This window comes from Bradyrhizobium barranii subsp. apii, assembly GCF_011516635.5.
In the GTDB taxonomy this organism is placed as follows: Bacteria; Pseudomonadota; Alphaproteobacteria; order Rhizobiales; family Xanthobacteraceae; genus Bradyrhizobium; species Bradyrhizobium barranii.
This window is the reverse complement of the sequence record NZ_CP096255.1, coordinates 1,183,457-1,196,281: the sequence shown is the minus strand read 5'-3', so window position 1 is coordinate 1,196,281 and position 12,825 is coordinate 1,183,457. Positions and strand designations below refer to the sequence as shown.

Below are 12,825 nucleotides of genomic sequence, written 5' to 3'. Positions count from 1 at the left end.
CCATTTCCTTCAGGCGGCGGCGGCAAAGCTGGTGACGTCAACAATACGGTCGGCAATCAAATGACGGATTTCGTCGTCATGGACAATGGCGACCATGGCGACGCCCTGGCGCTTCTTCTCGGCGACCAGATCGACCACGACGGCGCGGTTGGCGGCATCGAGCGAAGCGGTCGGCTCGTCCAGCAGCAGGATCGGCAGCTCCGAGATGAAGCCGCGCGCGATGTTGACGCGCTGCTGTTCACCGCCGGAGAAAGTCGCGGGCGGCAGCTGCCAGAGCCTTTCAGGGATGTTGAGGCGGTACAGCAACTCGCCGGCGCGCTGCTGCGCCTCAGCGCGTGCCAGGCCGTTCACGATCAGTGGCTCCGCGACGACGTCAATGGTCGCAACACGCGGCACCGCCCGCAAAAACTGGCTGACATAGCCGATCGTGGAGCGGCGGATGTTGAGCACCTGCCGCGGCTCGGCGGTGGCGAGATCGACCACCGCGCCGCGATGGCGGATGCCGATGCGGCCGGAGTCGCAGCGGTAGTTGCCAAAAATCATCTTCAGGATCGACGACTTGCCGGCGCCGGACGGCCCGGACAGCACGACGCATTCGCCGGGGTTGACGTGGAAGGTCACGCCGCTGACGACAGGCAGCTCGATGCCGCCCTGCAGGTGCATCGTAAAGGTCTTTTTCGCGGCGGCGATGTCGATCATGGCGGTCATCGGAAAACTCATCTTGGAAGGCTTATGGCGGCAAAATCGAGGAGACGAGGAGCTGGGTATAGGGCTCGCGGGGGTCGTCGAGCACCTGGTCGGTGAGACCGGTCTCGATGACGCGGCCGCCCTTCATCACCATCACGCGATGCGACAGCAGTCGCGCCACCGCGAGATCGTGGGTGACGATGATGACGGCAAGGTGCAGCTCGGCGACGAGGCTGCGCACGAGGTCGAGCAGGCGCGCCTGCACGGAGACATCGAGGCCACCGGTCGGCTCGTCCATGAACACCAGCCGCGGCTCGGTGACGAGGTTGCGCGCGATCTGGAGACGCTGGCGCATGCCGCCGGAATAGGTGCGCGGCGCATCGTCGATGCGCGCGATGTCCATCTCGACGCGGGTGAGCCAGTCCGACGCGGTATCGCGGATGCGGCCGTAGTGATTCCAGCCCACCGCCATCAGCCGTTCGCCGACATTGGCGCCGGCCGAGACCGCCATGCGCAGGCCCTGCGCGGGATCCTGGTGCACATAGCCCCAGTCGGTGCGGAACAGGAAGCGCCGCTCGGCTTCGCCGAGGCTAGTGAGATCGCGGGTGATGCCGTCGCGCATCCGGTACGACACCTGGCCGGCGCTCGGCGCGAGCTGGCCCGACAGCATTTGCAGCAGTGTCGACTTGCCCGAGCCGGACTCGCCGACGATCGCCAGCACCTCGCCGGGGTAGAGCGAGAATGAGACGTCGCGGCACGCGGCGATGCGGCCGTAGGACTTGCTGAGGGATTCTGCGAGCAGCAGCGGCTGGTCGTTTTCGAGCTTGGCGAGATCAGCCATGTCTTGATCAGCCATGTGAACCCGCCTTGTCCTTGTACGGCGCGGCGCTGAGGCTGCCGTGATGGCCGGCGGCCTGACGGCCCTCGCAATAGTCGGTGTCCGAGCACACGAACATGCGCCCGCCCTTGTCGTCCGTGACGATCTCGTCGAGATAGGAATTCTCGGCCGCGCACAGTGCGCAGGGCGCGTTGAAGCGGTACGGCTCGAACGGGTGATCCTCGAAATCGAGCGACACCACCTGCGTATAGGGCGGGATCGCATAGATGCGCTTCTCGCGACCGGCGCCGAACAATTGCAGCGCCGGGCAATTGTCCATCTTGGGATTGTCGAATTTCGGCGTCGGTGACGGATCCATCACGTAGCGCGCGTTGACCTTCACCGGATAGGCGTAGGCGGTGGCGATGTGGCCGAAGCGGGCGATGTCCTCGTAAAGCTTCACATGCATCAGGCCGTATTCGGCGAGCGCATGCATGCGCCGCGTCTCGGTCTCGCGCGGCTCGAGGAAACGCAGCGGCTCCGGGATCGGCACCTGATAGACCAGCACCTGGTTTGCGTGCAGCGCCGTCTCCGGGATGCGGTGACGGGTCTGGATCACGGTCGCATCTTCTGTGGCCGTGGTCGTGGCGACGCCCGCGGTCTTGGCGAAGAATTTGCGGATCGAGATCGCATTCGTCGTGTCGTCCGAGCCCTGGTCGATCACCTTCAGCACATCCTGGGGCCCAAGGATCGCGGCCGTGACCTGCACGCCGCCGGTTCCCCAGCCATAGGGCATCGGCATTTCACGGCTGGCGAACTGCACCTGATAACCCGGAATAGCGATCGCCTTGAGGATGGCGCGGCGGATCATCCGCTTGGTCTGTTCGTCGAGATAGGCGAAATTGTAGGCGGGCGCGTTCATTCCGCGGCCTCCTTCATGGCATCGGGCGCATTGGCCTCGGCAAATTCCTTACGCAGCTTGCGGAGCAGGCCGAGCTCGGACTGGAAGTCGACATAGTGCGGCAGCTTCAGATGCTCGACGAAGCCGGTCGCCTGGACGTTGTCCGAATGCGACATCACGAATTCTTCATCTTGCGCCGGGGCCACGGCTTCTTCGCCGAGCTCGCGGGCACGCAGCGCGCGGTCAACCAGCGCCATCGACATGGTCTTGCGCTCGCTCTGGCCGAAGGCGAGACCATAGCCGCGGGTGAAACACGGCGCTTCCGTCGCCGAACCCTTGAATTGATTCACCATCTGGCACTCGGTGAGCTCGATGGAGCCGAGCGGCACGGCGAAGCCGACGTCTTCCGCGAAAAATTCGACCTCGACCTCGCCGAAGCGGATCTCGCCGACGAAGGGATGGTTGCGGCCGTAACCGCGCTGGGTGGAATAACCCATGGCCAGCAGAAAGCCTTCGTCACCGCGCGCGAGGTTTTGCAGGCGCAGGTCGCGATCGGCCGGGAAGTTCAGCGGTTCGCGCGTAAGATCGCCGACGCTGGCGCCGTCTTCGGCTTGCGGCGAGGATTCGATCAGCCCGTCGCGGCCCAGAATGTCGGTCACACGCGGCGTGGGCGCCGTCGAAGCTTCGGCCGTCGCCGGCACTTCAGGCACAAAGCCCTGGCCAAGCGAGGGATCGAGCAAACGATGCGTGTAGTCGAAGGTCGGCCCGAGGATCTGGCCGCCGGGAATGTCCTTGAAGGTCGCCGACACCCGCCTCTGCACCCGCATCGCGCCGGTCTCGACCGGCTCGCTGGCGCCGAAGCGCGGCAGGGTGGCGCGGAAGGCGCGGACCAGGAAGATCGCCTCGATCAGATCCCCGCGCGCCTGCTTGATGGCGAGCGCCGCGAGCTCGCGGTCATAGAGCGACCCTTCGCTCATGACGCGGTCCACGGCGAGGCCAAGCTGCTCCGAGATCTGATCCAGCGTGACCTCGGAAACGCTCTGGTCGCCACGCCGCGCATTGGCGAGCAGGCGATGGGCGTTCTCGATGGCGCGCTCGCCGCCTTTGACTGCGACATACATGCGGCTAGCTTCCCTTGTTCACGACACGCGTGGTGCGCGGGATCGCAACCACGGCATCATCGGCGACCAGTACCAAATCGATGCCGCGCGGAAACAGCGTCTCGTTGAACCGCAGCCGCTCGAACAGGTCGAAAGGCCTGATCGAGGCCTGAAGCGTCGCGACACCGTCGATGCCGGGGCCACGCAGTTCGAAACTGCGCCCCGAATTCAGGCTCTCGACCTGAAGGATCACCGTGGTCGAACGATCCGGATACTCATTCGTGCCGAGTGCGAAGCGCTCGAGCGACGGCAGCGCTGCGCCGTCGCTGATCAGCGCGAAACTCGCGATCGAGGAGTCCTGCACCACCGGCGCGCCGGTGTGGAACTTGAGCCATTTCACCACGTCCGACCTCTCCGCCATCCGGGCATCGAGCCAGAGCGGCGTGTCGTGGTCGAACAGCGTCAGCGCGATCGCAGTGGTGCCGCGCATCATCGGGCCGGGCGATCCCGCCATCGGCACGATGCGCTGGACCGAGCCCGGCCGTGCCATCGCGTCCATGACGGAACGAAAGGTCGATTGCGCCGACAAGACCTTGTCGACGAAACCCGGCGGTAGTTCCGCAATCGTGGTCATGGCCTCACCCCTCACCGCGCACCATGGTGTAGAAATCAACCTTCGTCGCGGCGGTCTCGGTCGCCGCCTGCTTGCGCTGGATCATAAGCTGCTCGCGCAACGGCGCGATAACGTCACGCTCCACCGCCTCGCCGAAATCACTGGATTGCGCCAGTGCGTCGCACAGCGCGATCAACCGCGCCTTTTCGCCATCGCGCCCCAGCGTGTAGCCGAAGCCGACCTCGCCGCTCGCGAGCCGGACCGCGGCGCGGGACACCGTGGCTTCACCGAGATTGAAAGGCGCGCCGTCGCCGCCGACCCGGCCGCGCAGCATGACGAGACCGTTTTCCGGCGCGCGCAGCTCCTGATGCGCCGGCAGGGCGAAAGCGCGGAGGCGAGCGGCGATCTCGCCCGCCTCCGCGTGCGCCAGCACGGCCATCGCGGCCTTGCGCTGGACTTGCTGGTTATTGTGCTGGGTCACCAAATCCACCGAGCTTTTGACAGAACTTGCCGAATCCAAGTTGTCTATGATAATAGACAACTTGATACGGAAGCGCCATGACTGTTTCGTGACAAACGTGTGATTTCTGAAGTAGGCTTCTCGGCGACATGAGCATGCAGGACACAGCCTCTTCGGGCGTCGCGCTGTGGCGCCTCGTTGCCGACGGCATCGAGCGTGGCATCGCCGACGGCCGCTTTGCGGCCGGCGACAAGCTGCCGGGCGAGATGGAGATCGCCGAAACCTATCGGGTGAACCGCCACACCGTGCGGCGCGCGCTGGCCGCGCTTGCCGAGCGCGGCATCGTGCGCGCCGAACGCGGCAGCGGAACCTATGTCGAGGCGCAGCGCCTTGCTTATCCCTTGCGCTCGCGCACCCGCTTCTCCGAGATCGTCGGCGCGGATGGCCGCGAACCGCATGGCCGGCTGATCGAAGCGTCCGGCGACGTCGCAACCCGCGAACTCGCGCGCGAACTGGGATTGAAGGCCGGCGCACCGCTGGTGCGTATCGAGGCGATCCGCCTCGCCGACCGCACGCCGATCTGCGTCTCCACCACCTGGCTGTCAGCGGAATTGTTCCCGGGCGCGGGTGAGGTATTCGCCGCGACGCGCTCGATGACGAAACTGCTCGAGCACTACGGGGTCCGCGACTACAGTCGCGGCGCGACCCGGATCACCGCCGGCATCGTGGACGCAACCGATGCCGCGCGGCTCGATCTGCCGCTGGGACGGCCGATCCTGGTGGTCGACGCGACCGACCACGACCTCGCCGGCAAGCCGCTGGTGACGAAGCATTCGCGGTTCGCGGCGGAGCGGGTGGAGTTTCTGGTGGAGAACGGGTGAGCTCCCCGCTCGCGCAGGAATCGTAGGGTGGGCAAAGGCGCACTTGCGCCGTGCCCACCATCTACCTCCGATATCTAAGCAGAAGTGGTGGGCACGCTTCGCTTTGCCCACCCTACGGCGCCGGCGATCAGGCGACAGCTCGCCGCCCAATGATCGCAAACCGCAACTTGCTCGAAATAAAATCGATCGCGGCGACGGCGACCAGAATCATCAGGATCAGGAACGACACCCGCTGCCATTCCAGCACGCGGATCTGCTCGGCGAGCTGGAGCCCGATGCCGCCGGCGCCGACGATGCCGATGATGGTGGCCGAGCGCGTGTTGGATTCGATGAAATAGAGCACCTGGCCGGCGATCACGGGCAGCACCTGCGGCAGCAGGCCGAAGCGGATCTCGTGCAAAGCGCTGCCGCCGGAGGCGCGGACGCCTTCGACCTGCTTCTGGTCGGCGCCCTCGATCGCCTCCGAGAACAGCTTGCCGAACGCGCCGAAATCCGACACCGCGATGGCGAGCACGCCGGCGAACGGACCGAGCCCGACCACGTTGATCCACACCAGCGCCCAGATCAGGGTGTCGACGCCGCGGATCGAATCGAGGAAACGGCGGACCGGAAAACGCAGGATCTGCGAGGGTATGACGTTGCGAGCGGCCAGCAGGCTGACCGGAAGCGCGAACACCGCCGCCAGCGTGGTGCCGAGCAGCGCGATCGACAGTGTCTCACCCAGCGCCTTCAGATAGACCGGCAGCGAGGTGCCGGGATCGGGCGGGATCATCATCAGGCTGATCCAGCCGAGCTGGCTCAGCCCTGCAAAGAATCGCGACGGCGAGAAGTCGAGATCGACGAGGCCGTAGACCAGGATCGCAAACGCCGCGACGATCATCGCCGGCATCGCGAGCCGCGCCGAGGCGGGGCGGTCGAACACATCGGGGTAGCGCGCGCGAAGCTCTCGCGTGTCGACCTCCTGCGGCCTCGTCACGTCCGTGCCTCCTTGCCGAACAGACGGCCGCGCAGCCAGCCCGTGGTGATGTCGATGATGAAGACCGTGATGATGATGGTGAGCAGGATGGCACTGACGTCGGAGTAATAGAACTTGCGGATGGCGACGACGAGCTCCTGGCCGATGCCGCCGGCACCGACGAAGCCCATGACCGAGGCCTCGCGGACGTTGATCTCGAAGCGCAGCAGCGCATAGCTGGCATAGCCCGCGGTCACCTGCGGCACCACGGCGAAGCGCATGCAGGAGAGCCAGCTCGCGCCGGTCGAGCGGATGCCTTCAACCGGCTTCATGTCGGCATTCTCAACGATCTCGGAGAACAACTTGCCGAGCGCGCCGGTGGAGTGGATCGCGATCGCGAGCACGCCGGCCATCGGCCCGAGGCCGAAGGCGATCACGAAAATCAGCGCGAAGACGATGCCCGGCACGGTGCGGGCGAATTCGAGCAGGCGACGCACCACGAAGCGCAGCCAGGGCGACGGCGAGGTGTTCTCAGCCGCGAAGAAATTCAGGCAGAAGGCGAAAGTCGCGCCGATCAGCGTGCCGACATAGGAGATCAGCAGCGTCTCGCCCAGCATCTTCAGCCATTTGCGCCAGCCCCACAGCCACTCGCCGGCATCGGTCCAGACCCGCTGGCCGCTGTCGAGCGTGAGAATGCGGTCGAAATAGCTGATGAAATTACCGAAATGGGCGAAGAAGGTGCGCAGGTTCACTTCCGCGCCGATCGCGGCAAGAAACAGCGCTGCGGCAAAGATCACCAGCCCCAACAGGAGTCGGAGCCGCTTGCGCGCGACCGCCTGGCGATAGGCCGCGTTGAGCACGGCGAGCTGCTGCTCGGGAAGGATCGAAACCGCGACGGTCATCTGGCCAGGGAAGGTGGTCGATCAAAGAGAAAGAGCCGGATCCATCGACCCGGCTCCAGTGCTATCGTCCCGAAACTCAGGACGCCTTCTTCTTACGCAGTGCATCGACGAACTTGATCAGCTCGATCGTGCCATCCCAGTCCTTGGTGGTGGCGGGATGAAAACCCTTCTTCTGGCCGTCCTGGAGGCGATCGAAGGCCGCCTTGTCCTTGGCCGGCGCGTCGAAGAACGCCTTGGCGATCGCCGCCTTGGCATCTTCCGGCAGGTCGGAATTGTAGGCGTAGGGGCCGTTGATGATCGGCGCCGACTTGTGGATGATGCGGAAATCGTCCTTCTTCATCGGCGAGCCGTCGGCATTCTTCAGCATGCCCTTGGTCAGCATCTGCGCCAGCGTGGAATCGTCATCGCTGGTCCACTGGTTGGCCGCAACGTCGACCGTGCCCTGCGCCAGCGCCAGGATCGCGTTCTCGTGACTGCCGGTGAAGACGACCTTGCTGAAATAGGTGTCGGCATCCGTGATGCCCATCTTGTCGAGCTCGAAGCGCGGCACGTTGTTGCCGGAGGTCGAGTTCGGGTCGACGAGGCCGAGGTTCTTGCCCTTGAGCTGGTCGACGCTCTTGTAGGGGCTGCTCGCCTTGACGAAGAACACCGAGTAATAGCCGGTCGAACCGTCGGCGTTGATGTCGTTGGCGAAGGCATCGGTCTTGACGCCGGTCAGGCGGGCGCGGGCGAACGACGCCGAGCCGTAGCTGGCGATATGGATGTTGCCGGCGCGCTGGCCCTCGATGACCGCGGCGTAGTCGTTGGCGATGCGCAGCGTGACCTTCACGCCCAATTCCTTGGAGAGATAGAGCGTTTTCCGATCACGTTGCGTCGTAACCAGCCGCGACGAGATAATTTTGACATTCCTCGGGTGAGAAGCGTTTGAGAGCGTTGGCGATTGCTTGCCAGAGATCGGGCATGGTGCGGGCTGCGGCGGCCCGCAACAGCGCTTTCAGTTTGGAGAAGGCCATTTCAATCGGGTTGAAGTCTGGACTGTAGGGCGGAAGATAGAGCAGGCTAGCTCCGACCGCCTGGATGGCCTCTCGAACGCCATGGACCTTGTGAGCGGGCAAGTTGTCCATGATAACGGTATCGCCCGGCCGCAGCGATGGGGCGAGCAATTGCTCGACGTAGGCCAGGAAAGCGTCGCCATCCATTGGACCGTCCAGAACAAGCGGCGCGATCAGACCGTCGGAGCGCAATCCAGCGGTGAACGTCGTCGTCTTCCAATGTCCGTGTGGGATAGCTGCACGACATCGCTCGCCGCGTGGCGAGCGCCCGTAACGCCGCGCCATTTTGGTGTTGGCGCTGGTTTCGTCGATGAAGACGAGACGCTCAGGGTCAAGGTCGATTTGCCCTTCGAACCACTCCTCACGTGCGGCATTTATATCGCCGCGCCGTTGCTCGGCGGCGTGCGCTGTCTTTTTTTAAGTGTGATCTTTCTGCGCTGGAAAAAACGCCAGAGCGACGCGATGCCAGTCGATATTCCATGACGTTTCAACAGTTCTCGCAACTCGGCAAGCGTGATATCCGGCCTCGCTGTCACCGCCTCCAGAATCAATTGCGAATGCGCTTCGATGCGCTGCGATTTGCGGTCACCGCCCTGGCGTTTAGGAACGATGTCGCCAACTTTCTTGAGGCGAGCGCGCCAGCGGATCGCACTGGCCGCGCTGACACCAAAGCGCTCAGCAGCCTGTCGACAGGACATGCCACCGTCAATCGCGGCTACCACCCTTTGGCGAAGATCAACCGAAAGCGCCCTGGCCATACATGCTGGCCTCCCTCGCCAGCATGCAGCTTGAATCTGACTCGCGCCGTTTTGGGAATCTGGAGGGTTCTGTGAGGTCGCGCTCACGCGAGGGCGCGGCAGGCGCTTATGACGCGACCTCATTGAAGCCGGATTGAACGAAGGCGCGGGAGGCTATTCGCGGTTTTGCAGCTATGGGGATTGTTCGAGATCGCCATGCCCGATCTGCTGGCTCGGCGCGTGAGGCAGAGACACAGGAGTGCGCATCCTGGAAGAGTTGAGATCAGACGCGCTTCGCCTGAGATCGCGATAGGCCTTTTGCTGCATCGGACGGTTGTTGTCGCGCAGTGTGACAGCACGGATTCGACATCGTCCGCGATGATCGAGACGCTGGGAGCGAAATGACGAATGATGATCGTCGTGCACGACATGACTTGGCTCACGATGTGTCGCATCGGAACGGTGATGTTCGAGGGCTGGGGCGTCTGAAGCTATGTCGAAAGCGCTCAATGATGCGCATGACGCCACCACAATCGGGACAGGCAGGAACCTCGGCCCAGGTTTGAGCCTCCGAATCCACAGGCGACGGCTGGCCATCGTTTGGGGCTGTTCGCTCATGATCGAGAAGTTCGCGGCAAAGGGCGAGCTTGGCAGCGCGATGGCGGTTGGCCATGAAGCCGAAGTGGCGGATGCGGTGGAAGCCGTCAGGCGGCGTATGAAGCAGGAAACGGCGAATGAACTCATCGGGCTTGAGATTCATGATCTTTGTCGCGCTGTTTTGGCGATAGTCCTTCCATGAGAAGGCGACATGATCGTCGTCGAGTGCGACGAGCCGGCTGTTGGCGATCGCGACGCGATGGGTGTAGCGGCCGAGATAGGCCAGGACCTGTGCGGGTCCGCCGAAGGGCCGCTTGGCGTAAACAACCCAGTTGATGCGTCGCATGGCGTCGAGGTGGGCCGCAAAGGCAGCCGGCTCGGCCAGAGCTCCGAGATCGCCGAAGAAACGCAAGGCACCGGAGTTGAAGGCTGCCGACAGACGTTTGAGAAAAAGTGTGCGAAATAGTCTGGACAACGGTTTGACGGCCAGGAAGAAGTTCGGTCGGCAAGCGGTCCAGCGCGCGCCATCGGGCGAGAGGCCGCCACCCGGAACGACGCAATGGACGTGGGGATGATGCATCAGCGTCTGTCCCCAGGTGTGGAGGACGGCGACGCCGCCGATCGCACCGCCGAGCCGGCGTGGATTGGCGGCGAGCGTCGTCATCGCCTCGGCGGCAGCCTTGAACAGGATGGCATAGACGACGGCCTTGTTCTGGAAAGCGATCGCGGCGATCGGTGCGGGAAGTGTAAAGACGACGTGGAAATAGGGAACCGGAAGCAGGTCGGCTTGACGCGCGGCGAGCCACGCGGCTCGGGCTCTCCCCTGACACTTCGGACAGTGCCGATTGCGGCAGGAATTATAGGCAACGCGTGTCGTGCCGCAGTCGTCGCAAGCCTGCATGTGGCCGCCGAGCGCCTCGGTCCGGCACGCAACGATCGCGCTCATCACGCGCCGCTCGACCCGCCCCAGATGACCGGCATGTACACGGCGATAGGCGTCGCCATGCCGGCGCAGAATATCGGCAATCTCGATGGCGGGCCTGTTGGAGCGGATGTCGGAGCGGGTCATGACCCGCATCCCGCTGCGGGTCATCCAGGTGGCGTCACCTCCAGCGACAGGCGATCGAGCGGGCTCTGCGTCGCTCGGATCGTATCGGTGGCGACCTGCGTGTAGCGCGCTGTCGACGACAAATTATTGTGCCCGAGCAAGACCTGGATGATCCGGATATCGGTTCCGTTCTCGAGAAGATGTGTCGCGAAGCTGTGGCGCAGCGTGTGCAGCGTGACGCGCTTGGTCAGGCCCGCAGCCTTCACCGCCGACCGGCAGGCGGCATGCAGCACGGTCTGATCGATCGGATGATCTTCGTCACGACCAGGGAACAGATAAAGCCGCGGCCGGGCGAGCCGCCAGTAGGTGCGCAGGATGCCCAGCAGCTGGGGCGACAGCATCACGTTGCGATCCTTCGCGCCCTTGCCGTGGCGCACCTGGATGACGCCGCGGGCGCTGTCGATGTCTTCGATCCGCAGTCCCGCAACCTCCGAGGCCCTGAGCCCGGCCGCATAGGCGGTGGTGAGCGCGGCGCGGCTCTTCAGGCTCGATACCGCTTCAAGAAACTGAACCACTTCGTCGGCGCTGAGAACGACCGGCAGCTTGCGCGGTTCTCGCGCATAGGGAATGCGCTCTGGGATGAGCGCCTCGCCGAGCGTGACGCCGTAGAAAAACCGTAGCGCACAGACGATCTGGTTCAGCGCCGGCCATGAGATGCCGGTCGAGACCAAATGCACCTGGAAGGCGCGGACGTCTTCCAGCTCTAACCGGTCAGGCGATCGGCCAAAATAGCGGCTGAACTTCGAAACCGCGCTGATGTAGGATCTTTGCGTCGCCGGCGACAGATTGCGGACGGTCATGTCTTCGATCATGCGGCGGCGAAGAGGGCTCAAATCGGCCATCTCGATACTCCTGTCTGAGGGGGTGGGCTCCAACACCCACATCCTCTCAGCCAGGAGGCGATCTATGCCACCTTGCCCCCTACGCCGCGGCAGCGGCTTCGTTCAATCCACACCCGATTCATTCCGGTCGGAAAATGCTCTAGTTCATGAACGGCGCCCAGCGCTCGGTCACGCCCGAGGCGTTTTCCGCCGGAATGACCGCGAAGGTCAGTTCGGGATATTTGGCTTTCCAGTCGTCGGCGGAGGCCGAGGTCGTGAACGCGAGCGCGGCGGCGCCGGCAAGAACCAGTCTGCGAGTGATCATGATACCCTCTTCATCGGTTGGGGTCGGTTGACGCAAAAATTGGCAACTACAGGCGCGGCTCAGGCGGCCGCGGCCGTTCCGAGCGCCGGCACGCCCTCGGGCGCCGGCACGGGCATTCCGCCCATGACGTCGGAGGCTTCGAGATCGTAGAGCTCGCGCGCGACGTGGTCGGTCAATTCGGCCGGCGCGCCGTCGAACACCACGCGCCCCTGCGCCATGCCGATCAGGCGATCGCAATAGGTGCGGGCGAGATCGAGCGAATGCAGGTTGCAGAGCACGGTGATGCCGAAATGCTTGTTGATGCGCAGCAGCGCATCCATCACGATCTTGGTGTTGCGCGGGTCGAGCGAGGCGATCGGCTCGTCGGCGAGGATGATGTCGGGCTGCTGCACCAGTGCGCGGGCGATCGCAACACGCTGCTGCTGGCCGCCGGAGAGCTGGTCGGCGCGCTGGGCGGCGAGTGAGGCGATATCGAACTGCTCGAGCGCCGACATCGCCAGCGCCTTGTCGTGCTCGGGCCAGGTCTGCGTCAGCGAGCGCCAGGCCGGCATCGTGGCAAGACGCCCCATCAGCACGTTGGTGAGCACATCGAGCCGGCCAACCAGGTTGAACTGCTGGAAAATCATCGCCGAGCGCGCCCGCCACTGCCGCAGCTCCTTGCCGCGCAGCGCGGTGACGTCGAGGCCGTCGAACAGGATGCGGCCCTGCGTCGGCGTCGCCAGGCGATTGATCATGCGCAGCATGGTCGACTTGCCGGCGCCGGAGCGCCCGATCACACCGACGAAGCCGCCGGGGGAGATTTGAAACGAAGCGTCGTCCACCGCGGCTTTTGCGCCGAAGCGGCACGTCAGACCTTCAACCACCAGCAT

13 protein-coding genes and 2 pseudogenes are annotated in these 12,825 nt (G+C 64.4%); 1 reads left to right on the top strand and 14 read right to left on the bottom strand.

Annotation, left to right across the window (positions count from 1 at the left end):
• Positions 1-9 precede the first annotated feature (9 nt).
• The 6 genes from phnL to phnG are packed head-to-tail and all read right to left on the bottom strand — an operon-like array spanning position 10 to position 4,608.
• Positions 10-708, bottom strand: a complete 699-nt coding sequence (gene phnL / locus HAP41_RS05695; RefSeq protein ID WP_166104520.1) for a phosphonate C-P lyase system protein PhnL — start codon at positions 706-708, stop codon at positions 10-12.
• A gap of 22 nt (positions 709-730) precedes the next feature.
• Entirely contained in the window at positions 731-1,543 is an 813-nt protein-coding gene (phnK, locus tag HAP41_RS05690) for a phosphonate C-P lyase system protein PhnK (RefSeq protein ID WP_166104523.1), read from the bottom strand.
• Positions 1,536-2,426 (bottom strand): alpha-D-ribose 1-methylphosphonate 5-phosphate C-P-lyase PhnJ, encoded by an 891-nt coding sequence (locus tag HAP41_RS05685; RefSeq protein WP_166104527.1) that lies wholly within the window; start codon positions 2,424-2,426, stop codon positions 1,536-1,538. Before HAP41_RS05685 ends, phnK begins: the two co-directional genes overlap by 8 nt.
• Positions 2,423-3,526: a carbon-phosphorus lyase complex subunit gene (locus HAP41_RS05680; RefSeq protein WP_166104530.1), complete on the bottom strand. Its 1,104-nt coding sequence runs from the start codon at positions 3,524-3,526 to the stop codon at positions 2,423-2,425. Before HAP41_RS05680 ends, HAP41_RS05685 begins: the two co-directional genes overlap by 4 nt.
• A 4-nt stretch (positions 3,527-3,530) precedes the next feature.
• Positions 3,531-4,139, bottom strand: a complete 609-nt coding sequence (gene phnH, locus HAP41_RS05675; RefSeq protein WP_166104533.1) for a phosphonate C-P lyase system protein PhnH — start codon at positions 4,137-4,139, stop codon at positions 3,531-3,533.
• A 4-nt stretch (positions 4,140-4,143) separates the two neighbouring features.
• Positions 4,144-4,608: a phosphonate C-P lyase system protein PhnG gene (phnG, locus tag HAP41_RS05670; protein ID WP_166104536.1), complete on the bottom strand. Its 465-nt coding sequence runs from the start codon at positions 4,606-4,608 to the stop codon at positions 4,144-4,146.
• Between the two features lie 119 nt (positions 4,609-4,727).
• Here phnG and phnF point away from each other — a divergent pair, with 119 nt between their 5' ends.
• Positions 4,728-5,459: a phosphonate metabolism transcriptional regulator PhnF gene (gene phnF, locus HAP41_RS05665; RefSeq protein WP_071909231.1), complete on the top strand. Its 732-nt coding sequence runs from the start codon at positions 4,728-4,730 to the stop codon at positions 5,457-5,459.
• Positions 5,460-5,586: 127 nt separating this feature from the next.
• Here phnF and phnE (HAP41_RS05660) read toward each other — a convergent pair whose 3' ends face one another.
• The 8 genes and pseudogenes from phnE (HAP41_RS05660) to phnC all read right to left on the bottom strand — a co-directional run bounded on the left by phnE (HAP41_RS05660) (position 5,587) and on the right by phnC (position 12,825).
• On the bottom strand, positions 5,587-6,435 hold the full coding sequence (phnE, locus tag HAP41_RS05660) for a phosphonate ABC transporter, permease protein PhnE (protein ID WP_166104540.1): 849 nt from the start codon (positions 6,433-6,435) through the stop codon (positions 5,587-5,589).
• A complete protein-coding gene (gene phnE / locus HAP41_RS05655; RefSeq protein ID WP_166104544.1) occupies positions 6,432-7,316 on the bottom strand; it encodes a phosphonate ABC transporter, permease protein PhnE in 885 nt (294 codons plus the stop codon). The genes phnE (HAP41_RS05660) and phnE (HAP41_RS05655) overlap by 4 nt, the downstream gene beginning before the upstream one ends.
• A 76-nt stretch (positions 7,317-7,392) precedes the next feature.
• Positions 7,393-8,166: pseudogene (gene phnD / locus HAP41_RS05650) on the bottom strand (phosphonate ABC transporter substrate-binding protein); the annotation flags it as partial.
• A 13-nt stretch (positions 8,167-8,179) separates the two neighbouring features.
• A protein-coding gene (locus HAP41_RS05645; protein ID WP_166055883.1) for an IS630 family transposase occupies positions 8,180-9,126 on the bottom strand; the annotation gives its coding sequence in 2 pieces (ribosomal slippage) (positions 8,180-8,787 and positions 8,787-9,126; 948 coding nt in all).
• A gap of 418 nt (positions 9,127-9,544) precedes the next feature.
• The gene (locus tag HAP41_RS05640) at positions 9,545-10,771 is read right to left on the bottom strand and encodes an IS91 family transposase (RefSeq protein WP_166053869.1); all 1,227 of its coding nucleotides are present in this window, start codon (positions 10,769-10,771) and stop codon (positions 9,545-9,547) included.
• Positions 10,772-10,791: 20 nt separating this feature from the next.
• Complete coding sequence (locus HAP41_RS05635) at positions 10,792-11,652, bottom strand: tyrosine-type recombinase/integrase (RefSeq protein ID WP_029085027.1); 861 nt, start codon at positions 11,650-11,652, stop codon at positions 10,792-10,794.
• A gap of 142 nt (positions 11,653-11,794) precedes the next feature.
• A pseudogene (locus HAP41_RS05630) lies at positions 11,795-11,956 on the bottom strand (phosphonate ABC transporter substrate-binding protein); the annotation flags it as partial.
• A 59-nt stretch (positions 11,957-12,015) separates the two neighbouring features.
• Positions 12,016-12,825: a phosphonate ABC transporter ATP-binding protein gene (phnC, locus tag HAP41_RS05625; RefSeq protein ID WP_166104548.1), complete on the bottom strand. Its 810-nt coding sequence runs from the start codon at positions 12,823-12,825 to the stop codon at positions 12,016-12,018.

Bases quoted from the DNA above. Each gene is read 5' to 3' on its own strand.
- phnL (WP_166104520.1), bottom strand. From the start codon at position 708: ATGACCGCCATGATCGACATCGCCGCCGCGAAAAAGACCTTTACGATG.
- phnK (WP_166104523.1), bottom strand. From the start codon at position 1,543: ATGGCTGATCAAGACATGGCTGATCTCGCCAAGCTCGAAAACGACCAG.
- HAP41_RS05685 (WP_166104527.1), bottom strand. From the start codon at position 2,426: ATGAACGCGCCCGCCTACAATTTCGCCTATCTCGACGAACAGACCAAG.
- HAP41_RS05680 (WP_166104530.1), bottom strand. From the start codon at position 3,526: ATGTATGTCGCAGTCAAAGGCGGCGAGCGCGCCATCGAGAACGCCCAT.
- phnH (WP_166104533.1), bottom strand. From the start codon at position 4,139: ATGACCACGATTGCGGAACTACCGCCGGGTTTCGTCGACAAGGTCTTG.
- phnF (WP_071909231.1), top strand. From the start codon at position 4,728: ATGAGCATGCAGGACACAGCCTCTTCGGGCGTCGCGCTGTGGCGCCTC.
- phnE (WP_166104544.1), bottom strand. From the start codon at position 7,316: ATGACCGTCGCGGTTTCGATCCTTCCCGAGCAGCAGCTCGCCGTGCTC.
- HAP41_RS05640 (WP_166053869.1), bottom strand. From the start codon at position 10,771: ATGACCCGCTCCGACATCCGCTCCAACAGGCCCGCCATCGAGATTGCC.
- HAP41_RS05635 (WP_029085027.1), bottom strand. From the start codon at position 11,652: ATGGCCGATTTGAGCCCTCTTCGCCGCCGCATGATCGAAGACATGACC.
- phnC (WP_166104548.1), bottom strand. From the start codon at position 12,825: ATGCTGGTGGTTGAAGGTCTGACGTGCCGCTTCGGCGCAAAAGCCGCG.